Origin of the sequence: Synechococcus sp. MIT S9503, from assembly GCF_047304175.1 — a bacterium.
GTDB lineage: Bacteria > Cyanobacteriota > Cyanobacteriia > PCC-6307 > Cyanobiaceae > Synechococcus_C.
Window position 1 is genome coordinate 932,308 of record NZ_CP138955.1, and the last position, 24,558, is coordinate 956,865.

The 24,558-nt window shown below is 59.0% G+C and carries 24 protein-coding genes; 13 read left to right on the forward strand and 11 right to left on the reverse strand.

All coding sequences use genetic code 11. The features are described from left to right. Positions 1 to 42: 42 nt before the first annotated feature. A complete protein-coding gene (locus tag SIB56_RS05140; RefSeq protein WP_413326068.1) occupies positions 43 to 783 on the reverse strand; it encodes a 2-phosphosulfolactate phosphatase family protein in 741 nt (246 codons plus the stop codon). 63 nt (positions 784 to 846) lie between these two features. Between SIB56_RS05140 and SIB56_RS05145 the strand changes: the two genes are divergently transcribed. Then, a complete protein-coding gene (locus SIB56_RS05145) occupies positions 847 to 2,406 on the forward strand; it encodes a UbiD family decarboxylase (RefSeq protein WP_413326070.1) in 1,560 nt (519 codons plus the stop codon). On the opposite strand, the gene SIB56_RS05150 is transcribed toward SIB56_RS05145, so the two are convergent. Further along, positions 2,330 to 3,382: an extracellular solute-binding protein gene (locus SIB56_RS05150; RefSeq protein ID WP_413326072.1), complete on the reverse strand. Its 1,053-nt coding sequence runs from the start codon at positions 3,380 to 3,382 to the stop codon at positions 2,330 to 2,332. The genes SIB56_RS05145 and SIB56_RS05150 overlap by 77 nt on opposite strands. A 99-nt stretch (positions 3,383 to 3,481) precedes the next feature. Between SIB56_RS05150 and SIB56_RS05155 the strand changes: the two genes are divergently transcribed. Beyond that, positions 3,482 to 4,141 (forward strand): Fe2+-dependent dioxygenase, encoded by a 660-nt coding sequence (locus tag SIB56_RS05155; protein WP_413326075.1) that lies wholly within the window; start codon positions 3,482 to 3,484, stop codon positions 4,139 to 4,141. A gap of 58 nt (positions 4,142 to 4,199) precedes the next feature. Continuing rightward, complete coding sequence (locus SIB56_RS05160) at positions 4,200 to 4,436, forward strand: hypothetical protein (protein WP_413326078.1); 237 nt, start codon at positions 4,200 to 4,202, stop codon at positions 4,434 to 4,436. Between the two features lie 122 nt (positions 4,437 to 4,558). Here SIB56_RS05160 and SIB56_RS05165 read toward each other — a convergent pair whose 3' ends face one another. Beyond that, positions 4,559 to 6,349 (reverse strand): iron uptake porin, encoded by a 1,791-nt coding sequence (locus SIB56_RS05165; RefSeq protein ID WP_413326080.1) that lies wholly within the window; start codon positions 6,347 to 6,349, stop codon positions 4,559 to 4,561. Positions 6,350 to 6,975: 626 nt separating this feature from the next. On the opposite strand from SIB56_RS05165, the gene SIB56_RS05170 reads away from it, so the two are divergent. The 5 genes from SIB56_RS05170 to glmU all read left to right on the forward strand — a co-directional run bounded on the left by SIB56_RS05170 (position 6,976) and on the right by glmU (position 11,508). Continuing rightward, the gene (locus SIB56_RS05170; RefSeq protein ID WP_413326082.1) at positions 6,976 to 7,116 is read left to right on the forward strand and encodes a hypothetical protein; all 141 of its coding nucleotides are present in this window, start codon (positions 6,976 to 6,978) and stop codon (positions 7,114 to 7,116) included. 298 nt (positions 7,117 to 7,414) lie between these two features. Further along, on the forward strand, positions 7,415 to 8,734 hold the full coding sequence (gene aroA, locus SIB56_RS05175) for a 3-phosphoshikimate 1-carboxyvinyltransferase (protein ID WP_413326084.1): 1,320 nt from the start codon (positions 7,415 to 7,417) through the stop codon (positions 8,732 to 8,734). Next, entirely contained in the window at positions 8,731 to 9,639 is a 909-nt protein-coding gene (locus tag SIB56_RS05180; RefSeq protein WP_413326086.1) for a tRNA (5-methylaminomethyl-2-thiouridine)(34)-methyltransferase MnmD, read from the forward strand. The genes aroA and SIB56_RS05180 overlap by 4 nt, the downstream gene beginning before the upstream one ends. 243 nt (positions 9,640 to 9,882) lie before the next feature. After that, on the forward strand, positions 9,883 to 10,068 hold the full coding sequence (locus SIB56_RS05185; RefSeq protein ID WP_413326088.1) for a hypothetical protein: 186 nt from the start codon (positions 9,883 to 9,885) through the stop codon (positions 10,066 to 10,068). 87 nt (positions 10,069 to 10,155) lie between these two features. After that, complete coding sequence (gene glmU, locus SIB56_RS05190; RefSeq protein WP_413326090.1) at positions 10,156 to 11,508, forward strand: bifunctional UDP-N-acetylglucosamine diphosphorylase/glucosamine-1-phosphate N-acetyltransferase GlmU; 1,353 nt, start codon at positions 10,156 to 10,158, stop codon at positions 11,506 to 11,508. A 56-nt stretch (positions 11,509 to 11,564) separates the two neighbouring features. Here the strand turns inward: glmU and SIB56_RS05195 are convergent, their stop codons facing one another. After that, positions 11,565 to 11,702 carry a hypothetical protein gene (locus SIB56_RS05195; protein ID WP_413326092.1) on the reverse strand — a complete coding sequence of 46 codons (138 nt, stop codon included), beginning with the start codon at positions 11,700 to 11,702 and terminating at the stop codon, positions 11,565 to 11,567. A gap of 43 nt (positions 11,703 to 11,745) precedes the next feature. On the opposite strand from SIB56_RS05195, the gene SIB56_RS05200 reads away from it, so the two are divergent. From SIB56_RS05200 to SIB56_RS05210, 3 genes are all read left to right on the forward strand, one after another. Continuing rightward, positions 11,746 to 13,053 carry a diacylglycerol kinase family protein gene (locus SIB56_RS05200; protein ID WP_413326094.1) on the forward strand — a complete coding sequence of 436 codons (1,308 nt, stop codon included), beginning with the start codon at positions 11,746 to 11,748 and terminating at the stop codon, positions 13,051 to 13,053. Then, positions 13,050 to 14,633, forward strand: coding sequence for a metallophosphoesterase family protein (locus SIB56_RS05205; protein ID WP_413326096.1), 1,584 nt, complete (start codon positions 13,050 to 13,052; stop codon positions 14,631 to 14,633). The genes SIB56_RS05200 and SIB56_RS05205 overlap by 4 nt, the downstream gene beginning before the upstream one ends. A gap of 130 nt (positions 14,634 to 14,763) precedes the next feature. Then, positions 14,764 to 14,958, forward strand: coding sequence for a hypothetical protein (locus tag SIB56_RS05210; RefSeq protein WP_413326098.1), 195 nt, complete (start codon positions 14,764 to 14,766; stop codon positions 14,956 to 14,958). 10 nt (positions 14,959 to 14,968) lie between these two features. Here SIB56_RS05210 and SIB56_RS05215 read toward each other — a convergent pair whose 3' ends face one another. The 6 genes from SIB56_RS05215 to menD form a co-directional block, all read right to left on the reverse strand. Beyond that, on the reverse strand, positions 14,969 to 16,375 hold the full coding sequence (locus SIB56_RS05215; protein WP_413326100.1) for a UDP-N-acetylmuramoyl-tripeptide--D-alanyl-D-alanine ligase: 1,407 nt from the start codon (positions 16,373 to 16,375) through the stop codon (positions 14,969 to 14,971). Then, positions 16,372 to 17,139, reverse strand: a complete 768-nt coding sequence (locus tag SIB56_RS05220; protein ID WP_413326102.1) for a hypothetical protein — start codon at positions 17,137 to 17,139, stop codon at positions 16,372 to 16,374. The genes SIB56_RS05215 and SIB56_RS05220 overlap by 4 nt, the downstream gene beginning before the upstream one ends. 95 nt (positions 17,140 to 17,234) lie before the next feature. Beyond that, entirely contained in the window at positions 17,235 to 18,779 is a 1,545-nt protein-coding gene (glgA, locus tag SIB56_RS05225) for a glycogen synthase GlgA (protein ID WP_413326104.1), read from the reverse strand. 73 nt (positions 18,780 to 18,852) lie between these two features. Beyond that, positions 18,853 to 19,521, reverse strand: coding sequence for a L,D-transpeptidase (locus SIB56_RS05230; protein ID WP_413326107.1), 669 nt, complete (start codon positions 19,519 to 19,521; stop codon positions 18,853 to 18,855). A 35-nt stretch (positions 19,522 to 19,556) separates the two neighbouring features. Further along, positions 19,557 to 20,432: a 1,4-dihydroxy-2-naphthoyl-CoA synthase gene (menB, locus tag SIB56_RS05235; RefSeq protein ID WP_413326109.1), complete on the reverse strand. Its 876-nt coding sequence runs from the start codon at positions 20,430 to 20,432 to the stop codon at positions 19,557 to 19,559. Positions 20,433 to 20,446: 14 nt separating this feature from the next. Then, a complete protein-coding gene (menD, locus tag SIB56_RS05240; protein ID WP_413327147.1) occupies positions 20,447 to 22,183 on the reverse strand; it encodes a 2-succinyl-5-enolpyruvyl-6-hydroxy-3-cyclohexene-1-carboxylic-acid synthase in 1,737 nt (578 codons plus the stop codon). Positions 22,184 to 22,277: 94 nt separating this feature from the next. On the opposite strand from menD, the gene lepB reads away from it, so the two are divergent. Then, entirely contained in the window at positions 22,278 to 22,895 is a 618-nt protein-coding gene (lepB, locus tag SIB56_RS05245) for a signal peptidase I (protein WP_413326111.1), read from the forward strand. A gap of 14 nt (positions 22,896 to 22,909) precedes the next feature. After that, positions 22,910 to 23,257, forward strand: a complete 348-nt coding sequence (locus SIB56_RS05250; RefSeq protein WP_413327150.1) for a DUF760 domain-containing protein — start codon at positions 22,910 to 22,912, stop codon at positions 23,255 to 23,257. Positions 23,258 to 23,280: 23 nt separating this feature from the next. Here SIB56_RS05250 and SIB56_RS05255 read toward each other — a convergent pair whose 3' ends face one another. Continuing rightward, positions 23,281 to 24,456: a DUF4336 domain-containing protein gene (locus SIB56_RS05255; protein WP_413326113.1), complete on the reverse strand. Its 1,176-nt coding sequence runs from the start codon at positions 24,454 to 24,456 to the stop codon at positions 23,281 to 23,283. Positions 24,457 to 24,558 lie beyond the last annotated feature (102 nt).

Genomic DNA, 24,558 nt, shown 5'->3' on the forward strand with positions numbered 1-24,558 from the left:
GTTCAGTCGAGGAAATGCTATGGCTGATGCGAGCTCCGCGCTTCAGACTCGTACGGCTCGTAAGACACCGGGCTCATCCTGAGTGGGTACAACGCTGATCTGATCCAGACCGGCACAGCAACGGAAATCGGCATCGTGATCGCCGATTCTCATCAACCGCTGTCCATGGGATGCGATGCGAAGACAGGATTCAGGATCGTGTTGCCATTGCCTCCACAGGCTGAGCGCGGCCTGGAGTTCATCATTCCCCACCGAAGCACCCGCCGTTACGAGCAGATCAGCGATCGCTCCGGCGGCGAGGGAGTCCTCGAGTGAATAGGCCCCTTCCCAGCCGCTTCCCAGAATCAGGATCCACCGATGCTTGTTCGCCAGCAGTCGTTCGGCAACGGCACGACGGTTGGGAAGGGCTGCCGTGACAACGCAGGCCACGTCGCGGACCCTCTGCAGAGCGCGGGTGCCGTTGGTGGTGCTCATGAACAGACGCTTGCCCTGCACCAGCTCATGCGTGACCGCCACAGGCGAGTTGCCCAGATCAAAACCTTCGAGCATGCAGCCGCCGCGCTCTCCCAGCAGCAGGCGGGACGCTTTCGGCCATTGATCAGACTGACGACGCAGTTCATCCAGGTCAGCGAAAGCCTGCACCGCCTCGGCACCGTTCTGCAATGCCCAGGCGATCGTGGTCGTGGCACGCAGAACATCAATCACCACAGCCGCGTCGGGCCCCTCAGCGGAACCGACACTTTCGGGAACATCCGCGGCGGCATGAAAATAGGAAACCTGCATAGCCACACTCACCGTCAGCGTGCGTCACAGTACCGAGATCACCCCCGACGAGGTGGCTTCCAGATGTCTCTGTTCCGCCCCGGTCAAGGCACACGCGACCTGCGTGCCTTCATTCAGCTGCTGGAGGAGAGGGGACAGCTCAAGAGGATCACGGCACCGGTTGATCCGGATCTCGAGCTGGCGGCTATCGCCGATCGGGTGCTGGCCAGCGGAGGACCCGGGCTGCTGTTCGAAAACGTGATCGGATCCACCATGCCCGTGGCGGTCAATCTTCTTGGCACGGTGGAGCGGGTTGTCTGGAGCATGGGCCTCGACCATCCAGAACAACTGGAAGATCTGGGCGAGCGTCTGGCGCTGCTGCAGCAGCCGCGACCTCCCAAAGGGCTCGGGGAAACCAAGAAATTCGCCAGGGTGTTCTGGGATCTGGTGAAGGCAAGACCGGATCGGGATCTGCTGCCTCCATGCCGGCAGCAGGTATTCGAAGGCGATGAGGTCAATCTCGACAACATTCCCCTGATCAGACCCTGGCCGGGCGATGCCGGAGGCGTGATCACGCTCGGGCTGGTGATCACCAAGGATCCCGAAACCGGAGTCCCCAACGTTGGGGTGTATCGGCTCCAGAAGCAGTCGATCAACACGATGACCGTGCACTGGCTGAGCGTCCGTGGTGGTGCGGGACATCTGCGCAAGGCAGCAGCACGGGGACAGAAACTGGAGATCGCCATTGCCATCGGCGTGCATCCACTGCTGGTGATGGCGGCAGCCACCCCGATCCCCGTGCAGCTGAGTGAGTGGTTGTTCGCAGGGATCTACGCCGGTGAAGGTGTCAGGCTCAGCCCATGCAAAACCATTGATCTGCAGGTTCCTAGCCACAGTGAAGTGGTTCTCGAGGGAACCATCACACCGGGTGAGGTGATGCCCGATGGCCCCTTTGGCGACCACATGGGTTTTTACGGAGGTGTGGAGGACTCACCGCTGGTGCGATTCCACTGCATGACCCAGCGCAGGGACCCGATTTTTCTCACAACCTTCAGCGGTCGACCTCCCAAGGAGGAGGCCATGCTGGCCATTGCGCTCAACAGGATCTACACGCCGATCCTGCGCCAGCAGATCCCTGAGATCAAGGATTTCTTTCTGCCGATGGAAGCACTGAGCTACAAGCTTGCGGTGATCTCAATCGACAAGGCCTACCCGGGACAGGCGAAGCGCGCTGCTATGGCGTTCTGGAGTGCACTGCCCCAGTTCACCTACACCAAGTTCGTGGTTGTGGTCGACAACCACATCAACGTACGCGATCCACGCCAGGTGGTCTGGGCGATCGCCGCACAGGTGGACCCCCAGAGGGATCTGTTCACCCTGGAGAACACACCCTTTGATTCGCTCGACTTCGCCAGCGAACAACTCGGACTAGGTGGACGTCTTGCGATCGATGCCACCACAAAGGTGGGACCCGAAAAGAACCACTCCTGGGGAGAACCGTTGAGCAGACCGGACGATCTGGAACAACGTGTTTCAGATCGCCTGGAGGAACTCGGGTTAGCCGACATCAGCAACAGGGAGCCGAACCCTGAGCTGTTCGGCTATCTGCTGGATCAACTAATTGCCAACCGGCCTGGGCCATGAGCTGGATGGCCTTGGGATTGAGTGCGCTCAACTGAGAGATCGACACATTATCGGGAGTGAACTTGGTCATTCCCTTGAGGTATGTCGAACCACCAACACCGGTCAGCGGAAACTCAAACGTCGGGCCGGCGATGCCTCTGCTCCCGTTGGGTGACGCCAAAAACTCGATCAGCTTGACAGCTGCAGATTTGTTCTTGGCGTATTTGGAAACCGCGGCTGCGCTGATGTTCACATGAGCGGGATCAGGCATCACAATTTTCACCTGATTACCAAGCTTCTGATCCTTGGCTCCGTTGATGCCCGCACGCATACGCGCAAGGTAGTAGTGATTGACCACGCCGACACCACACTTGCCCTGAGCGACAGCACGAATCAAAGCAATATCTCCCGGGAAATAGGGTTGAGAGACATTGGAGATCATTCCCTTCAACCATGCCTTGGTGTTGGCTTCTCCGCGAATCGCCAACTGATCAGCCACCAGAGACTGGTTGTAGACATTTTTGCGATTACGCAGGCAGACTTTGCCTTTCAGAGCAGGAGATGCAAGCTGTGCATAGGTCTTGACCTGGGATGGATTGACCTGATTCGGATTAATAACGATGGCGCGAACACGTCTCGCAATTCCGAACCAACGGTTACCCGGATCGCGATAACGCGCAGGCACTTCAGAATTCAGTTTTGCTGAATTGATCGGCTGAAACAATCCGGCTTTGGCCGCATTGTTAATCCTGGCGGCATCAACCAGAATGATCACATCTGCTTTGGTGTTGCTTCCTTCACGCTTGATTCGCTCGACCAAAGAGATACCGGAAGCTTCGATCAATCGAACTTTAATACCGGTTTTATCAGAGAATGCTTTGTAACTCTGCCTGTCGGTATTGTAATGACGACCGGAGTAGACACGAACTTCTTCAGCCTGCGCAGCAGCCGTCAGCAAAGACAGCGACGCAAGCAATGGGATGGCAAGCAGCTTCATAAAACACAAGAACCCCTCTGAGGTTGTCTGCGAAAAACGGAAACGTCTCACCAAGTCGATACCAAGCTGATTCTCATTTGATACCAGTCTCAATCAACGATGAACCACATCAAGCTTCAGCTCTTCAGTTCTGAACAGTGCCGGGAGCTCCTGGACCAAGTCAGCAATGCTGAATGGGTTGATGGCAGAACAACAGCGGGCGCGCAGGCCAGATCAGGAAAAATCAATGAGCAGATCTCTCAGACATCTCCGGTCAGAGAGGAGATTCACAAGCTTGTCCAGAAAGCGATGTGGTCACACCCTGCCATCAAAAGTTTCTGCGTTCCGCGAAAGCTGCATCGATTTCTGATCAGCAGAACACGAACCGGAGGTGGATATGACAGCCATGTTGATAACGCCTACATGAGCAGTGGCAGAAGCGATCTTTCCTTCACGCTCTGTTTATCGGACCACAACTCATTCAGTGGTGGATCGCTGGAAGTTGACACCGTCACTGATTCTCTGCAGCTGGAATTGCAACAGGGTGAAATTGTGATTTATCCAAGCTCCACCATGCACCGAGTCAACAAAGTCACCAGGGGAGAGCGCGTCGCCTGCGTTGGCTGGATTGAAAGCTATCTGAAAAATGAAGGGGATCGCATCACCTTGTTCCAGCTCGATACAGGAGCCAAGGGATTGCTCGCCAAACACGGCCGAAGCGAAGAACTGGATCTTGTGTTTCTTGCGTATACGAATTTACTGCGATCCCTGGGCACGTGATCACACCACCTGAAACGACTTAGAATGGGTAAAGCCTATATAAATGGTGATTTCTGGGATGAAGAGGTCAACTCTTTCCATTTTTCTTGCCGGTGCGGCGGCACTGAGCAGCCAGGTTGCAGTTCCAGCGGCTCTTGCTGACACCAATCCCATGGGTGGTGGTTTGCAGGAGTGGAGCACTGATCAGGACATTGACGCTGAGGCCAAGAAGGACGCCGACGCCAAGAAAGCTGCTGAGAAAGCTGCTGAGGAAGATGTCTGTGTGCCGATTGGTGAAGGCGAAAACTGCTGGTGAGCCAGTCAGTCAATACCGTCATCAAAAAGGAGGCCCGACGGCCTCTTTTTTTTTTGCATTACTGCATAACAAAAAAAAGCTCCCTCCAAGAGGGAGCTTGAAGAAGAATCAACCGTTCTGGATCAGAAACGGAAGGTGGTCTTCACGAGGTAGCCGAAGGTGTTGAAGGAATCGCCACCTTTGCTGCCATAGGCGTTGGAAGTACCTGTGAGTTCACCGTAAGGACGGGACAGGTAGAAGATGGCAGGGGTAACCGCGATGTTGTCAGTGACCTGGAACTGGTAGTAGAGCTCCATGGCGTAGTTGCCATCATCGGGAGTGCCTTCCTTGCGGTCAGTCTGGAACTGAGGTTGACCGATAGCGAAGCCGAGGAGGTTGCCCTTGAGGAAAGCGTCCTTCCAGTTCAGGCCGACCATCCAGCTCTGAGAAGTGGCGTCAGGGCTGTACTCAACAACCTTGCCATCGGAGTTCTTGTAGGTCCAATCTCCGATGTAGCCATCCTTGTCCCCGTTGTAGGAGGTAAGGCCCCAACCAGCACTGATGCTGGGAATCCAACCAGCTTCCTCAGGCTGCCACCAGGCGCGAATTGCAACTTGGTTGGCATCTGCGAACTTACCGGCAACGATCTTGGTCTTGCCGTTTGCATCCTCAACAGCAAACTTGCTGAGTTTGCCCAGAGGTGTGCCGAAGCCAACCGTAGTGTTCTGCTGGGAATAGGCATAAGCCGCAGAAACGTTCCACTGGGGGCTGCCATATGCAGCCTGAGCCAGGAACTTGCCACCTGAATTGTCTGCACCGATACCGCCTGCCGTCGGGTCGGAGTTGTTACCACGCTTGGCGGTGTAGTTCAGTGAAAGGCTGAACTTGGCATCACCAGGGTTAGTCTGGCTACCGGGCTTCCAGACAATACCTGCACCAGGTGCGGTGCTGGCGCCGTAGGCACCGTAGTTACCACCAAGCTTGAACTGCTTGAGGATTTGGCGATACACACTGGGTGCGGCGCCCAACATGTAGTAGTTCTCAATCAGAGCACCCGCATATACACGGAAATCAGCTCCGAGGGGGAACTCGTACCAGATCTTGTCAACCTTCAGAGCGTTGCTGGTGTTCTTGGACACAGCAAGCTGCGCCAGGCCACTGAGGGTCTTTCCGTTGAAAGGACCATCAAAGTTACCTGCCCGCAAACGTGTATAGAGCAGATCCTTACCAGTGAAACTGGTGTTCAGGTTCAGAGTTGCCCTGTACATGAAAGTAAAGGCATCCTTACCAAGGTATTTACGGCTGACGTAACCACCATCAGCATCCCTTTCGGTTCTGGTCAGACCGAAATCGGTGTACTTGATCGAACCGGTGACTTTGTCGTCATCATCTTCGTCTTCGTACAACAGCTCGATGTTGTCGTTGTCGTCTCCGCCGTAGGAAACACCGCCGACAACGAAGTCGACCTTGCCTTTCAGCTTGGTGGTGGTGGAGAACTGGGTGGCTTCCAGTTCTCCGACGCGGGCTTCCAGACCATCAACGCGGCCCTTGACGATGGCGAGTTCCTTCTCGAACTCCTTCATCAGACGCTTGAGCTCGTCGGTCACTTCGGTGACTCGGTCGAGGCAGGCGTTCAACAGTGCAGCCGCCTCGAAGCGGGTCATCGCACGGTTGCCGCGGTAGGTGCCGTTGGGGTAACCGGCGACGCAGCCATAGCGCTCGATCAGGTTGCTGAGTGCCTGATAGGCCCAATCGGTCGGATAAACATCCGAGAACTGGGTGATGCTGGTGACCTGGTCAACAGCCACTGCGTCCTGAGACACAGGGGCGTAGTCAGAAACACCAGCAACATTGACTTCAGTTGCAATAGCAGCTGTCGGGGCCAGAAGGCCCAGTGCCGCAGGAGCAACAAGCAGTTGCTTGAACAGTTTCATTGATCCTCACACCAATAAAAGAGGAAGAGGCATTTGCCTCGCACCGTATTAAAACGCACGGACAGCGTCTTTGCTACCTCAAAAACGTCCTGCCCCTGCCCAGACAGCAGTTCAAAAGACCTAATCGCCAATTCACAGACGAGCAGGGCACCTGTGGATCAGTGCAACAAGCAGCCAACCCCGTGTTCGACAAAACCACTGGGCAAATCCTTATGGCCTAAGAGGCAGCTGGCAGAGGCGGCATCAGGCAACAGGAAACAAGTCTCTCATTGGCTTTTCGAGACAGAAGGCACCGGCGGCCAGCGTCAACATTCACAAGAGCCTTGAGCAGCCGCACACCTCTCGGCAACCGAGCCGCTCAATTCAAAGCGATAGGCACCGAGTGAAAAGGGTCAAAACACAAACCGGCCCAACAGGTGATGATTGCGACCCGCAGCCGCAACAAATCAATCTGCCAGAAAGAGTCAATGGCCCAAAAGACGACTCGAGAACGCGATCGGATGCAACAAGTCCCAACCAATCCCATGCCATCGAACTCGGCAACACATCGATCACTCTTCACCGCATCAGAACAACACTCGGGCCATTTGAAAAATCCATAAATTCAGCGTAGCCAGGTCGCTCAGATGGACACCGCCTACGAACTTCACCGCCAGCAGCTGATCAACGCGTACAACAAAGCTGTCAGGAGAAAAGACTGGCAGGCTGCCCGCAACTATCTCGATGAGCTGAACATTCTCGTGGCCAAAAAAGTGGCGCTTTCCTGACTGCAACAGCTCTTAGCTAAGAAATTATTGTTTAATTATTACGAATCCAAGCCTTTATTAACTACCCATCAAAAATCAACGAATGTTACCTCATGGGACATTTCAAACATAAGCGATCTAAGAAAAAGTTTTTTTAAATCTTTTAAATTTAAACACCTTTCTGCTACTTCAGATTTTTTAAAACTTGTCGGATTGTTCTAGAACTTATTACATATAGACAAAACATCCCGTAAAAAACACGTCCATAAGTGTTTTGACTGACAGCTCATAGACTCCAACCACTGAGCCGAGAGATCACGTGCCGGGAACCCCAGGAGATGCACGGCAACTTAGATCCGGCGGAACTCTCAGGGGGCATGTGCGGGTACCTGGGGACAAATCGATTTCACATCGCGCCTTGCTCTTTGGGTCCATTGCGGACGGGACAACCACAATCGAAGGGTTGCTTCCGGCGGAGGATCCGATCAGCACAGCAGCCTGCCTGCGAGCGATGGGAGTTGAAATCAGTCCGATTGCCGATGGTGAGACCATCACCGTTGAGGGGGTTGGCCTCGACGGTCTACAGGAGCCCGATGTAGTGCTCGACTGCGGCAACTCAGGCACAACCATGCGCTTGATGCTGGGATTGCTGGCTGGCCGCGATGGTTGCCATTTTGTGTTGACTGGTGATGCGTCTCTGAGGCGCAGACCCATGCAGAGGGTCGGACAGCCACTTTCGATGATGGGCGCAGAGGTTCGTGGCCGCGGCCAGGGCAACTTCGCACCGCTTGCAGTTCAGGGCCGCAGGCTGCGTGGTGCCGTCATCGGCACACCTGTTGCCAGTGCTCAGGTGAAATCAGCATTGCTTTTGGCTGCGCTGACCGCCGATGGAATCAGCACCGTCATCGAACCAGCACATTCCCGCGACCACAGCGAAAGGATGCTGAAAGCGTTTGGGGCCGATCTTGATGTAGGGGGCGAAATGGGTCGCCACATCACAGTGCGCCCCGGATCTCGCCTGCAGGGTCAACATGTTGTGGTTCCCGGGGATATCAGCTCAGCAGCCTTCTGGCTGATCGCCGGAGCGCTGGTGCCTGGTGCCGATCTGACCGTTGAAAATGTTGGTCTGAATCCAACCCGCACAGGTGTTCTCGAAGTTCTGGATCAGATGGGAGCCAAGATCGATGTACTCAACAAACGCGATGTGGCAGGAGAGCCTGTGGGAGATCTGCGCGTTGTTAACGGTTCACTGAAACCATTCCAGTTCGGGGATGAGATCATGCCGAGACTGGTTGATGAAGTCCCGATCCTCAGCGTGGCGGCGTGTTTCTGCGACGGCGAAAGCCGGATCAGCGGAGCCGCTGAACTGAGGGTGAAGGAAACGGATCGGTTGGCGGTGATGGCACGCCAGCTCAAGGCCATGGGAGCCGATATCGAGGAGCATCCCGACGGACTCACCATCCGCGGAGGCCGACCATTGAAAGGTGTCCCGCTAGACAGTGAAACCGACCACCGAGTCGCCATGAGCCTTGCGGTGGCAGCAGTGATGGCCGAGGGCGATTCAACCCTGGCTCGAAGCGAAGCCGCTGCAGTGAGCTATCCAACCTTCTGGAACGATCTTGAGCGATTGCACTGTTGACCCATCCGCTCGGGGAGCTCAGAGCTCTTGAAACAGACGACGGCAGTCTGAGTTTGCACAGCGCTCACTTTGGTGAGGCCTTTCACAGCTCCTCCGGAGCACTGGCGGAGGCGATAGCGAAGTTTGTCAGACCAGCGGAGCTTGATCGTTTTTCACAGGCCGATGAACTGAAGGTGCTGGATGTCTGCTTCGGTCTGGGATACAACAGCGCCGCGCTGATGAGCGCGCTGCCTTGCACCAATGCGCCACGGATGCTGTGGTGGGGGCTGGAACTGGATCAGCGCCCCCTGACCAGAGCACTGGATCACAAGCCTTTCTGTGATCTGTGGCCACCTGCGGTGCTGAATCGGCTTGAGCAGCTTCGACGGACCGGCAGCTGGAATGACTGCGCAGGCCAGGGAACCATGGCCTGGGGAGACGCGCGTCTGAACCTGAAGGATCTGCCTGAGAGTTGCAAGCCGGACCTCGTCCTGCTGGATGCCTTTTCTCCGAGTCGTTGTCCGCAGCTATGGAGCGAGGAGTTTCTGGCTGGTCTGACCGACCGTCTGGCTCCGGGAGGACGCCTGCTCACGTACTGCACAGCCGCCGCGGTGAGAAGCAGCCTGCGACGTGCAGGACTGGAACTGCGTTCACTGCTGACGGCAGCGCACAAGCTGGAGAAATGGAGCTCCGGAACACTGGCAGAGAAACAGTCAGAGAAAGGCAGCCTGGCAGTGGAGGGGCCTGGATGGACCGCGCTGAGTGCCATGGAAGAGGAACATCTGCAGACCCGCGCCTCTGTGCCTTACCGCGACCCTGATGGTGAAGACGAAGCCGGCATGATCCAGCACAGGCGGAAGCTCGAGCAGGACTGCTGCGATCTGGAGAGCACCAGTGCCTGGCAGCGGAGGTGGAGGGACCACTGAAGTGATGTTGGTTTTCCTGGATTGTTCTGCCTCAGTGCATTCACAAACTGGTTGCACAGGATTCAGCCGAATGATCTGATCAGACTTTTTTTCTCATCGCCAAAGCATTCAGCAAGCCGGAACACACCGCCAGGCAGGCAGTGTTGATCATCGTTTCTGTTGAACCAAGGTGATGAGTTCAAGACATTTTCGCTCTGGGCCCCATGAAGGTTCAGGCTGAAGAAAGTGATGTGCATTTCTGCCATGACTTTCACCTTGTCCGGGTTCGATGCCTGGACATTCCAGATCGTCTTCTACGGGAGTCTTCTGGTCCTTGAAGCTCTGCGTGACGACGAGCGGCTCAGCACGGTGCTTGATCCAATGGACTGCACCCGTCAGCGGGCTCATGCCCTGATTCGTCAACCCAGCTGCACCCTCGTGGGTCGCTGAACAGAACAGCCACGTTTCCTGAACTGAACCCACCTGGGCTGAAGCTGGCGGATCCCGGTAGATTCCGCCCGATCCGCATTGCTGTTCATGCTCGCCGTCGCTGTTCTGGCTGCAGGCAAAGGCACCCGCATGAAGAGTGCACTGCCCAAAGTGTTGCAGCCGCTGGCCGGCGCCACCCTGGTAGAACGCGTTCTGGCCAGCGCAGGCAATCTGCTGCCCGAGCGCAGGATTCTGATCGTGGGCCATCAGGCCGCTCGGGTTGAACAACGATTGAGCCACATCGATGGTCTCGAATTCGTGGTTCAGGAGCCTCAGAACGGCACCGGTCATGCAGTGCAGCAGCTGCTGCCCCCCCTGCAGGATTTCGCAGGAGAACTCCTGGTTCTCAACGGAGATGTTCCCCTGCTGCGAGCAGACACCATCGATCAATTGGTGGCCAGCCACCGAAGCAGTGGCGCCGATGTCACGCTGCTGACTGCACGACTCGAGGATCCGACCGGCTATGGACGGGTCTTTGCCGATGCCGAGGGCCAAGTCAGCGCCATCGTTGAACATCGCGACTGCAGCGAAGAGCAACGCTGCAACAACCTCACCAACGCCGGCATCTACTGCTTCAACTGGCGCAAGCTTGCAGCCGTGCTCCCTGCGCTGAGCAGCGACAACGATCAGGGCGAGCTTTACCTCACCGACACCGTTGAGATGCTGGAACGGGCCATGCATCTGGAAGTGAACGACTGCGATGAGGTGAACGGCATCAACAACCGGCGCCAGCTGGCTCAGTGCGAAGCCCTCCTGCAGCAGCGACTCAGGGAACACTGGATGGATCAGGGGGTCACCTTCATCGACCCATCCAGCTGCACAGTCAGTGAAACCTGTCAGTTCGGCACGGATGTGGTGATCGAACCTCAGACACATCTGCGCGGCACCTGTCAGATCGGTGACAACTGTCGACTGGGGCCCGGCAGCTTTCTTGAGAATGCGGTGCTGGAGACAGGCGTCACCGTTGTGCACTCGGTGATCAACAGCGCGAGAGTTGGCAGCAATACAACAGTCGGTCCGTTCGCCCACCTGCGGCCCGCCGCCGTGATTGGCGACGACTGCAGGATCGGCAACTTCGTTGAGGTGAAGAAGAGCAGCATTGCCAACGGCAGCAAGGTGAATCACCTCAGCTACATCGGCGATGCCGAGCTTGGCATTAAGGTGAATGTGGGCGCAGGCACGATCACAGCCAACTACGACGGCGTGAACAAACATCGCACCGTGATCGGCGACGGCAGCAAGACAGGAGCCAATTCAGTTCTGGTCGCTCCCATCACGCTGGGCAAAGGCGTCACGGTGGCCGCAGGTTCCACACTCACCAAGAACGTTGCCGATGGAGCTCTGGCAATTGGCCGTGCCAAGCAAACGAGCAAGGAGAACTGGTCTGGGGCAAAGCCCTAGAAAGAAGGAGAAGGCAGGATCCCTCGCTCCGACATCGCCACAGGTCCAACTCAGCACTATCGGGATCTGGAGGCCTCAATCATGAGCTGACGCTGAACGCTGGATCCACTACCAACAAGGGTGTTGTTGATGGCATGTTCGCCGTCAATCGAGCCCACCGGACCGTCAGCGAAGGGGAGTGTTCTCGACTCCACAGCAACCCCTGTTCCTGATGCCCGACCTCCCTACTGAGCATCGATGCCGTCGAAGATTGTTCTCAATGCCGATCTGACAGTCTGTTCGGCGCTCAGATCCTGGGTCTGCAATAACAGTGAGGTGCTCAAGGGTTTCGATCTTCTCGTTGCTGAGGATGTGCTTGAGCGCATGATCAGCGACGGCAGCCTCGACAATCTTGCTGTGACACCGTCGCGGGCCATCGCTGAAGGGGGCGATATCGAACTGGCCGCGACGATTCTGCACGGTGAGATCAGCGGCCTGGTCCACTTCCCAGCGCCGGGAGCCGAACGTGCCGGAGATGTGCTGTCGGAGCCGCTCCTCAGGGCTGCGCTGCTCAACAACCTGCCCATCGCCCTCAATCCCGCCACCGCATCGGCGCTGATACGCGGCATCAAGGGAAGTCGCAGGGGATTTCTGATCTTCAACCCCATTTCAGGGCAAGGCGATCCCAATGTCGAGCTGGCCGAGATCCGCAATCACCTCGAGCCGCAGATCATGCTTGAGGTATGGATGACCAAACCGGGACTGGATCCCGGTGAACAGGCACAGGAACTGATCAAGGAGATCAAAGCCTTCGATCAAGAGGGGCAGGGTAAATCGCTGATCATCGCCTCGGGTGGCGATGGCACGGTGGGTGCCGTGGCAAGTGCACTGCGAGGAACTGACATTCCTCTCGGCATCATCCCCCGGGGAACAGCCAACGCCTTCTCCGTGGCTCTAGGTATCCCCACGTCCGTTAAAGCCGCATGCACCAATCTGATCCTGGGCAACACGCGGCTAGTGGATGTGGCGCTCTGCAATGACAGGCCGATGATCCTGCTGGCGGGTCTTGGCTTCGAGGCCGGCATGGTGAACAAGGCCAGCCGTGAGCTGAAGAACATGCTTGGGCCGATGGCCTACATCTTCTCGGGAGCCCGGCAGCTGGTGGAACAGCAACCCTTCGATGCCGAACTGCTGATCAACGGTGAAGCGACGGAAGTGCATGCCAGTGCCATCACCGTGGCCAATGCCGCGCCGGCGACATCGGTCATGGCCCAGGGATTCGGTCAGGTGATCCCCGATGACGGTCAGCTGGAGGTGATCATCGCCTCACCACGGGGCCGGATGGGTGGCTTCTCGGTGCTGTCCAGCCTGGCCAAATCAGCCGTGCTCAAGAACAGCGCCAACAATGCCGATATCTTCTGCGTACGCACCCATCATCTGAGCGTGACCCTTCCCAAGCCACAGACCATGGTGATCGATGGTGAGATCGAGGAAACCGACCATATGACGGTATCCGTAATCCCCGATGCACTGAAGGTTATTGCGCCGATCCGTCTCAGCCCTTGAATTTCGCCAGCGACCCGCCGATCGAGCGCAAGATCATGCGCATGGCGCATCGTGTGCGCTGGCAGCATCCTGCGATCCATGCCAGGGCAATCGACCAGACACGACTGGTGATCGAGCAGCCGGGCATGAACAGTGCGGAACACTCCGCCTTTCACTTTCTGGTTCTCGGCGACAGCGGAACAGGTCGTCACCGCCGTCACAGCCCACCACGGCACATCGCCGAACGACTACTGGTGCATAAAGACCAGGCAGCGTTTCTGCTGCATACAGGCGATGTGGTTTACCTGGTCGGAGCAGCGACCCAGTACCGCACCAACTTCATCCGCCCTTACCGGGAATGGCTCAGCAGCGACGAAAGCTGGGAAAAGATCAGCCCACGGAAACTGCTGTTCAACCAGCCCTTCCTGCCTGTGCTCGGCAACCACGATTACTACGATCTGGCCCCGATCATTGCAACGCTCGCCGGTTTGACGCTGCCCGTGCGACGCCATCTGCAGTGGTTCCACGACGTGGACACCAGCTGGCGCGGCTCCGACTTGGGAGGGGGTTTTGCCCACGCCTTCATGGACATGTTGTCCGATGTGCCCAGCAGTCGGCTTGATGAGTATCTCGACCGCTATTACATGGGTGAGTGGGATGGACGTCGCTGTCTGCAGTACCGACCAGGTATCCACACCAGGCTTCCGAACCGCTACTACCGGTTCCGCCATGCCGGTGTGGACGTCTTCGCTCTTGACTCCAACACACTGATTGCTCCCTTGAGCGGTAGCGGTGACGACGACCGGGCACAGCTGCGACAACAGCTGAGAGCCCTGGACGACGAACAGAACCACTGCCTCAGGGCCCTGTCACTTCAGGCTCGCGACGAACAACATCGCGATGAATTGATGGACGATCTGGAGACACTGCAGGAGGAACGACTGGATCTTCAGAGGAAGCTTCATCGCCATGCCGCAGAGGATGGCGAACAACTCACATGGCTCCGGGACGGTCTGATCGCATCCCACCGGGATCCCAGTACGCGCGGCCGGATCCTGACGCTGCATCACCCTCCCTACGTGACGGAGAGAACCAAATGGTCGCAGGCCGACACGCTGGGGATCCGGCAGCGGCTGCGCAATGTTCTGGATGACGTCAACAGAGCACTCGGGCGCAAGAACCGCAGTCTGCGAACCGTCGATCTCGTGCTCAGCGGTCATGCCCACTGCCTCGAGATCCTGAGAACACACGACACAGGCCACGGTGATTCGTTCACCAACTGGGTTGTCTGCGGCGGAAGCGGCTACAGCCTTCGGGACCAGCGCGGGCAGGGCCCTGAGCTGACGGAATCATGCAACAGAGGAGAGCCGCGGATGATTGCCACCAGCGACCTCTATGTGGGCAGGCGCTGGGCAGACTGCAACGGCGGCAAGGCCTACAGCGCACTGAGGGTCGACATCAGCGAGGGCCATCCCCTGAAGATTCGACTGACGCCGCTGATCTCCAATCGTGAGGAGAACGGCTGGAACGAGATCACGATGGATCCGATTGAACTGCCGCAAGCGGATCAATTCAGCACAACGATCCCAGCCGCTGATTAGACGGTTGTGAAAACCTGGCCCAGACAAAATCAATCAGACAAGTAATTGCGAATTCCCTGATTATCTACAGGTGATGATGAAGACCTCACCGGAATCATGCGCGACTTTGGATGCATCCATCACTGGATCCATGAACGATCAGAAGCGCTACACGGTGCGATACCGCGACGCCAACTGCCAGAGGATCGAAACCTGCTACTACGCCGGTGATGCGTTCGAAGCCAGGGTGCTGGCTATGGAGGCGGTGCCTTACATCAAAGACCATCCTCATGCCATTGATCTGATTCGCTGTGAGGAAACTCTGGATAGCTCAATCGCTGCCTGAACCTCCAATCTCAGGGTTCCTTGAGCAGAGGGATCAGTCGCTCAAGAGCAACTCCGCGACTTGCCTTGAGCAAAAGGGTGTCACCGGGCTGTAGCCAGGCGTTCAAGCTCTCCGCGGCCTGTTCCGGAGATTCAACAAGTGCAAAGCGCTCCAAAGGTGCTGCCACACTCTCCATCGCAATGGCCTCCTTACCGGAGCACACAGCCACCAGTCCATCCAGACCGAGCTCGACAGCTCTGGAGACGACGGCCTGATGAAGCTCGATGCTGCTGGAACCGAGCTCGAGCATGGTGCCGAGCACGGCAAACCGCCTGCCTGGTTGCTGGGCCAGCAGATCCAGGGCTGCGAACACGGCTTCCGGCGACGCGTTGTAGGTCTCATCGAGAAGATTGAGTGTGCCGATGCTCATGCGTCGGTTGCGGCCGCTGGGCACATCCACCTGAATTGCCTGGAGGTCCGCCAGAGGAACGCCGAGTTCAGCAGCCACCGCCAGTGCCAGCATCAGATTGCGGGCGTTGTGACGACCCTCCAGCGGACAGCGGAAGCACAGGCCCTCCAGGCTGAGCACACCCTGCTGCGGCTCATAGGCCCCGATCAGATCCGCAGCGGCAGGATCGGCTGCGGGCAGACCGGCAACATCGGGGCCTTCAACGCCGATGTCTCCCTGCAGAGCAACGCGCACAATGCGTCCGCTCCAGCAACCCGATAATGCACTCTCCAGCAGAGCATCACCAGCCGGGATCACCACCACACCCTCGGGATCCAGAGCAGCAGTGATCTCACACTTGGCCTGCGCGATGGCGGCTCGACTGCCGAGTCGGCCGATATGGGCCGTGCCGATGTTGGTGATCACGGCGATGGCTGGTTCTGCGCAGCGGGAGAGACGTTCAATCTCACCAAGTCCGCGCATTCCCATCTCCACAACAATCGCTGCATGGTGTTCATGAGCACCCATCAGCGTGAGCGGCACACCGATGTCGTTATTGTTATTGCTGACAGTAGCCTGAACGTCTCCCAGCGGCGACAGTGCTGCCTTGATCAGCTCACGTGTGGTCGTCTTGCCGGCCGAACCGGTCACAGCCACCACACAGGAAGACAGCTGACGCCTGTGCAGTGTGGCCAGCTGCTGATAGGCCCAGAGGGTGTTGTCGACCCTCCAGTGCAGCAGACCCGGCGGCAGGGGATGGCTCCAGTCTGTGGCCACAACAGCGGCCTGCGCACCGAGCTGCACAGCCTGATTCAGAAACGTGTGGCCATCAAATCGATCTCCGCGCAGTGGGATGAAAAAGTCACCCGGCTGCAGCTGGCGACTGTCCGTGCAGACAGCGCCAAGATCGACCTGAAGATCAACTTTCTCGTCTCCACTGACAAGAGGAGGCCCCCAGAGCTGCACGAACTGAGCAAGCTGCAGCGTCATGGCGAGGGCGATGGATCAAACATGATCATGCCGCCGCCCACCCGTGCTGGCCGGGCCAGCAGATGCTGATCAACATCTTCAACGGTGATGGCGTCATAACCCTGGTCCTGAAGAGTGCGCCACCAGCTTTCAGCGCGCTGCAGACGAACAGACGGAGGCAGAGCGGACCATCGGCCAGTGTCCACCAAGAGCACAGCAGCATTCTCAGCAGGAACAGGACGGGCGGATTGCAGCAGGCCCGCTGAACCTGCACCACCGGCGTCAACCTCTGCCAGCAGATTCAACAGAGGATCCACCTGAAGGATCGGGGGGTCGAGCTGAAGCGATGGCGAGGCGACCGGCTCAGGCTGAGCTGGGGCAAGCGGCTCTTGTTGATGAGACATCGCTGGAGCATCCACGGAATCCTGAAGCGATTCCGGCTCTGCCGTCAGCGGCCTGGCCTCGGGAAGGGGAGTCGTGCGAATGCGTTCGACAACCGGCACGGAGTCATCCTCCGTGGCATTCAGTGCTCCGCGCAACTGAATGACACCAAGGCTGAGCACCAGCAACAGAACGAGCAGCAACACAGGCCAGAAGAGGGGTGCCAGATCCTGCGGCCAGAACCCTGGAGTCGAAAGATCACCCTCTCGGTTGCGGCGCCAGAGTTCCTGAAGGCGCAGCCGCAGATCGGCAGCAGCTGCCGGAAGGTCCTGTCGCAACGCTTCCCACGGGCTCTGGTAGGGAGCTGGAAGCGAGCTTTCGTTTCTTGCGTCCTGGTCCTGCATCACTCAAGTGTCGAGCAGCGGAGATTCGATGCCGATCGGTTTATGCAATCACGCTTGAAATCATCATGGCCGTTGCTGAAGTCATTGCGCCGCTTTCATGGACGAGACTGCCGCAGCAATCGAGCCAGGGGGTTGCGGCCACTGCGACTCCGGACATCCTGCTTGGCCGCGTGATCGGGATCCGGATCAATGATTCCGTTGCGGGAAGGATCAGCCTGCTGGCCCTGGGAAAAGCGTTCGACAGCAGCAGCATCGGGTCCGGGCTCCTTCAGACCGCACACGTCTCTGTACATCCGGTCGTATTCCAGGGCCGAGCGCGCCCAGCTGTAGTCCTCCCGCATGCCACGCAGCTGAAGCTGTCTCCAGCTGTCCTGATGCCGGAAGGCCTCCCAGGCACGAACCAGTGCGGTGTAAAAGTCAACCGGCTCGAAGCGATCGAAGCAGAAGCCCGTTCCAGCAGCGTTGCGGGGATCGTGCGGGGGCACAGTGTCAACCAGGCCACCCACCTTGCGAACAATGGGAACACAGCCGTAACGCATGGCATTGAGCTGACTGATGCCGCAGGGCTCAAAGCGACTCGGCATCAGGAAGGCGTCACTGCCTGCGTAGATCAATCGTGACAATGCATCGTCGTAGGTGAGGAACACCGAAACCCTGCCTGGATGACGGGAAGCGAGCTGCCACAGACCCGACTCCAGTCCGCGCTCGCCGGTGCCGAGCACGACGATCTGGGTATCGGTGTAAGCCAGCAGTCGATCGGCGACCTGAAGGAGAAGATCCACGCCTTTCTGATCAACCAGGCGCGTCACCATTCCCAGCACGAATGAATCATCGCGCACCTCAAGCCCCATCCGCTCCTGGAGCTCACGCTTGCAGACCTGCTTACCGCTGAGATCATCAGCGCTGTAATTGGCCGGTAAAGACTTGTCTGTGGCGGGATTCCAGGCCTCAAGGTCAATGCCGTTGAGGATGCCACGCAGTTTGCCTGCGATGTAGTTCAGCAACCCCTCCAGTTTTTCGCCGTATTCGGAGGTGCGGATCTCCTGCGCGTAGGTCGGCGACACTGCATTGACACCCTCGGCGTACAGAAGCGCTGCAGCCATCGTGTGATCACCCTGCATGTACCAGGGGCACCAGGTCATGCGGTCCAGCTTCCAGCGCCAGGGCCCCTGGTATTTGAGGTTGTGGATGGTGAAGACCGTGCTGATTTCAGGGTCCTGATGCATCCAGACCGGAATCATCCCCGTGTGCCAGTCATGGCAATGCAGCACCTGAGGCTTCCACACATTCCAGGAGAATTCGGCTGCGGCACTGGCGAAGAAGGTGAAACGCCAGTCTTCGTCTTCACCGCCGTAGATCCGCTCCGGGTCGAACACGGGGTGCCCAACCAGGTAAAGGGGCAGGCCATTGGTGGGATGGCGGGTCTCGAAGACGGCAAAGTCTGTACCCATGGTCTGGGCTCGCCAGATGGGTTCAGAGGGAATGTTCAGCTGACTCCAGAGCTTGCTGTAGCCGGGCATGATCAGGCGCACGTCATGACCGAGCTGGGCCAACGCCGGAGGCAGTGAGCCAACCACATCGCCCATACCGCCCACCTTCACCATGGGTGCGCATTCAGCGGCGGCAAACAGCACACGCATGGACGATCATTCCGGCTAAGCGGCGCGACTTTAAGCGCAATGGCCTGTGATCAGACTGATGAACGCAGTGGGATCAGGGCAGCACCGTCACTGGAGTTCCGACACGCACCATCTCGAAGATCTCCTGCACGTTCTCCTCATAAAGACGCACACACCCGTGGGATACGGCGCGGCCAACCGTCCAGCGATAAGGGGTGCCGTGGAAACCAGCCACCGTGCAGCCGTCGATATCGAGATACTGCTCCCCATCCCAGCCTTCGCGGCCCTTGCAGTCGCGGTAGAAACCGATCCAGCGGCTTCCCAGCGGATTGGTTGCATCCTCCGGGCCCAGCTTCTTGCCGTTCACCGGATGCGTCCAGACAGGCTTCTTGACCTTCTGCATCACACGGAAACGACCTGCGGGGGTCTCCCAGCCCACGGTGCCGACCGCAGCAGGAAAGCGGCGCGTGAGCACACCATCGTGGAGAACAAGCAGCTGGCGGTGCTGACGATCCAGCACCAGCTGCAGACCCACACGCTGCAGAAGATCATCAGGAACCCGCTGCATCGATTCAGCATCCGAGACCGGTGCAGCCAGAGGGGGGATCGGATCGGGTTCGCGCTTTGAGGAAGGCTGAGTTGTCTGATCGGCAGCGTCAACATTGATCAGCTCGGTCTCAACGGACAACGCTGCCCCAGGCAGCGACAACAGCAATGCGGCAAGAGCCGTCAGGCCTGAAACCAAGGGGATGCGAACCGGCATCACTGCGCCAAGCAGGGGAATTTCTCCCTGTTTAGCTAGGGCAACCAGGGAGAAGACGAGAAATCGGGATCGCGCTTCTCCAGAAAAGCGTTACGACCCTCCTGACCTTCCTCGGTTCGGTAAAACAGGTGGGTGGCCTGCCCAGCCAGCTCCTGGAGCCCCGCCAGCCCATCGGTCTCGGCATTGAAAGAGGCCTTGAGACAACGGATTGCCGTGGGGCTGTGCTGCAATACCTCGTGCGCCCAGCGCACTCCCTCAGCCTCCAGCTCCTGGAGGGGGACCACAGCATTGACCAACCCCATGGCGAGTGCCTGCTCAGCCCCATAGCGACGGCAGAGGAACCAGATCTCTCTGGCCTTGCGCTGCCCCACCACACGAGCCAGATAGCCGGCACCGAATCCACCATCAAAACTGCCGACCCGAGGCCCGGTCTGACCGAACACGGCATTGTCCGCGGCCAGGCTGAGGTCACAGAGGAGGTGCAGCACCTGGCCGCCCCCGATCGCATAGCCGGCCACCAGTGCAATCACCACCTTGGGCAGGCTGCGGATCATCCGCTGCAGATCGAGAACGTTGAGCCGGGCGAGACCCTGTTCATCGAGGTAGCCGCCGTCGCCACGAACGCTCTGATCACCACCGGCGCAGAAGGCATAACCACCGTCTTCGGCAGGACCGACGCCGGTGAACAGCACCACACCGATGCTGCTGTCATCACGGATACGAGCAAACGCATCGCAGAGCTCCGCCACGGTGCGAGGGCGGAAGGCATTGCGTTTGTGGGGGCGGTTGATGGCGACCCTGGCAATGCCGGCTTCGCTGCGGTCAAGCAACACATCCTCGTACTGCCCCCAGGGCTGCCACGTCACCCCCGAATCACCGGGCAGAACCGCGCGGGACAACGACTCAGCCATGACAGCGACAACGATCAGGCTTCCGTTGTACCGCCCCGGGACTGCTGCAGTGCGGCGTCCGTGATCTCGCGCAGCTGCCGGCGCAGTTCGGCATCGGCGGTTCGATCAGTGCACATGCGCAGCAATGCCGTGCGCTGCTGCGCCAGTCCCCACTCCAGAGCTGACGGCAGATCCTCGAGGCGGCTCAGCTGACGAGCGGGCACCGCATGGGCCGCTGCCAGAGCAAGCGGGTCATGGCGCTGGGGCATGGCGAACAGCTGATCGAACGAGCTGGATGCAATCGAGGCAATCGGCAGCTGGGCAAAAATCCCGCCACCGCCGTTGTCGATCAGCAGCACCAGCAGAGGGGGTGAGGATTCGCTGGCCAGCAACCAGCCGTTGCTGTCGTGCTGAAGCGCGAGGTCACCGCAGATCAGCACGGTGGGGCCTTGAACACGGGCCAGACCGAGGGCCAGTGAAAGCGTGCCATCGATGCCGGAAGCCCCGCGAAAGCTGAAGCAACGACGCGACCCGAGATCGGCGGCTGCGAAGGTCTGCCAGTCGCGCACCGGACTGCTGGCCGAGAGCATCAACGGCAACCCGGGAGGCAGCTGGTCAGGCAGGGCCTTCATCAGTGCGGGCTCAGTGACAGCACCTGCAGCGGGTAACTGCTGATCCAGAACACGTTGCACCTGGGTATCAGCCTCAGTCCAGGCCGCGAGCAGTGCCTGGGAGCTGGACGAACAGAAGCGGGCCTTGGCGCTGATCGCCTTCCACCAGGCCGCGAGGCCACTGCTGCACTGACGCGACAACCCCAGCGGATCAAGGCAACGAGACTCGCCTTCAGTGATCAGCAACTGGCCGGAGCCCAGGTCTCGCAACCAGCTCTCCAGTCGCCGGCTTGCAGGCAGGGGCCCCAGACGCAGCACCTGAAGACCGGCGTCAGCAGCAGGCAGACCCTGCGGCAGCAGCAGTTCCCAGTGGCGGATCAGATTGGGAAGATCCGCAGGGACCGCAGCCAGCTGATCGGCAAGCAGCGGCCAGCCCGTGCACTCAGCGATTGCCCTGAGTGCCTGCTGATAGGCGGGCCTGTCCGCTTCCAGTCCTCGCCAGGGGCCCGCCACCACCACACCGGGGCAGGACCAGTCGAAGCCATCCATTGGCTGAGAGAGGGCGGGTGACAACGGCCGACAGAACTGACGTTGCGCGTTCCCAGCCAGATCCCAGCAGGACCAGGCCAGCTGTTGTTCCTCGCGGCTGGGGTGCAAGGGCTCCTCAAAGGGAAGATTGAGATGCACAGGCCCGGGATGCTGAAGCGTCTGCTCCCAGGCAGCTGTCGCCAAAGACTCCAGCTGGGCCTGCGACAGCAGGTGCAGACCCTCCAGGGGGCCGGTCGTGAACGAACGGCAGACGGGCGCCAGAAAGTCTTCCTGATTGACCGTCTGGTTGGCACCGCAGTTCTTGAGGCGCTGCGGACGATCGGCGCTGAGCAACAGCAGCGGCAGAGCTGAGCGATCGGCCTCAACCGCCGCCGGCAAGAGATTGGCAACGGCCGTTCCTGACGTGGTGATCACGGCCGCAGCACGCCCTGATGCTGCAGCCATGCCGAGGGCGTGGAAGGCGGCGGAGCGCTCATCGACGGCTGTCGTCAGCATCAGCAATCCCTGCTCGGCCAGACCACCGGCCGCCAGTGCCAGCGGTGCGGAGCGACTGCCAGGGCAGAGCAGCACCCTTTGCAGGCCATGCCGCTGCAGGCCAAGCAGCAGACCGATTGCAGAAGACAGGTTGTCGGCGGCGTGACTCAGACCGGATGCCGAGGCTGATGCGATCCTCGTTCAAGGCCAACCCTGATTGCGGCCTCTGCAGATGAGCGAACCATCCGCCGACACCACGAAGCGTCAGGGCAGCTGGCGTTCCTTGCTGCTCTGGGTGCTGCTGGCACTGCTGCTGCGCTGGCAGGTGGTCGAACCACGCTGGATTCCATCCGGATCCATGCTGCCCACCCTGCAGCTTCAGGACCGGATCCTTGTTGAGAAACTGCGGCCCCGCCTGGATCGGGTGCGTCATCAGCCGCTGCCGCTGAACAGCATCGTGGTGTTCCGCGTGCCTGAACAGCTGGTGCAGGCGGGCTACGACCCGGATGCTGCACTGATCAAACGCGTGGTGGGCAGACCAGGAGATCTGCTGGAGGTGCGTGATGGCCGGCTCTGGCGCAATGGAGATGCTGTTGCGGAACCCTGGCTGGGCGAGGAGATCAGCTATGCGATGGCTCCGATCACCGTGCCCGAAAACGAGCTCTGGGTGATGGGGGACAACCGCAATGCCAGCCTTGATTCCCACCTCTGGGGCCCGCTGCCGGAAGCGGATGTGATCGGAACGGCAATCCTGCGCTACTGGCCGCTCAGCCGGTTCGGTCCGATTCGGTTCTCCCAACAGGACGCGTTGGTGACGAAGAGCACAGCTGCGATAGGGTCAGGGGCATGACGGAGAGCGATGGGATGTTCAACCCGGAGTTTCTGACCACTGACAACCAGGAGGGTCAGCCCGTCAATGGCCTGATTCAGTACCTGCAGGATCAGTCTCCAGACGTGCTGCAACGCGTGGCCAAATCGGCCAGTCCGGATATTCAGGACATCATTCGCCACAACGTTCAGGGCCTGCTGGGAATGCTTCCCGGCGAACAGTTCGAAGTGAAGGTGACGTCGAATCGCGACAACCTGGCCAACATGCTGGCCTCCGCGATGATGACGGGCTACTTCCTTCGTCAGATGGAACAACGCAAGGAACTGGAGGAAACTCTGTTCGGCGACGACGAGATGGCGATCGACTCAGAGTCCGATCTCTGAGTCGACCAGTCGTTGACGAGCTTTCAGGATTGAGAGGCGTTGGGAACGACGCCGAGATCAAGCAGCGTTTGATCGATGCTGCCGAGGAATTCCCAGTTGCCTTCACTGGGAGCCCATGGCCTCATCATCAATTGCTCGCGCAACTGCACGATCTGCAGGGTTGAAAACATGAGGGGAGCTGAGTAGTGGGCCGGCACCAGCCAGCGCACGTCCTTGAGCTGCTCCACACAGGCGAGCCAGCTGATCAACGCCTCTCGTTCTCTCGGCAGCACCAAACGCTCCAGCACCGGTGCCACCTGCAATCTCGGTTGATCGTCTCCCATCAGAGCGTTGGCGGAGTCGAGCCATCCCGGTTTCCAGGCAAAGGGATAGATCCCGAAATGAGTCCGCGCCGTCCGCAGACCCGGCCGGAAAGCATGCCGGATCACCTGCAGAAGTCCTGGCACATCCAGGGGTTCGGGGCGCAGGTAGGAGGCAAACAGCACAAGCCTCGCCCAGCCGCAGCGTCGGTTCTCAGGGGTGTCGTCAAACGGTTGATCACCCCGATCACGGGCATGAAACAGCAATGGCGATGGATCGCGCTCAAACACTTCCGGTGGTTGCGAGGAAATACCCAGCAGGGCATCGGTCACCAACAGTGCGCCCGAAGGCCGATGCAGACAGCTCACCTCCTGAAAGCAGCCGACACCAAGGTCGAGGGGACCAAGTGAAATCCACTCACACACCTCTGGATGAGGCACACCATCGTCGAGCAGCACCCGTGTTCTGGCTGCGGGGATCCCCAGCCAGGAGAGTGGCAGCTGCAGCGGAAAGCTCCACTGATTGGGGCAGACCCAGAGATCAGCATCCGGGAAGGCCCGTGCCAGTGGCCCCATCGGCAATTTGTGCTCGAGGCCGGAGGCTGTAGGCAACACGATGCTGCACACCGGGCCATGCTCAGATTCGAGCGTGCGAATCAAGGCACGTAGCTCGCCGGTGGGCGGCAGCGGATTCACCAGCATCAGGCCGCCGGGAACCTTCACCACCGTGAGCCGGATCGGCACCGCCACGTAATACACACCCTGAAGCTGCTCCAGACTCCAGATCTCACCTGGAATCAGCTCCTCGAAATGAGTGGCACGACGCCCGTACGGATACAACGGCAGCAGTGGCCACCAGGGCCAGCTCTGATCCTCAGGTTGGATGCTGCTCGCAGCCACTCAATTGAAGTTTCCTCACCACGATTCTGCCTAGAAGCGGCGCCATGCAGAGGGTGTGTGGGAACTGCCCAATAGCCAGTGGCATCGAACAGACCTCGAAAT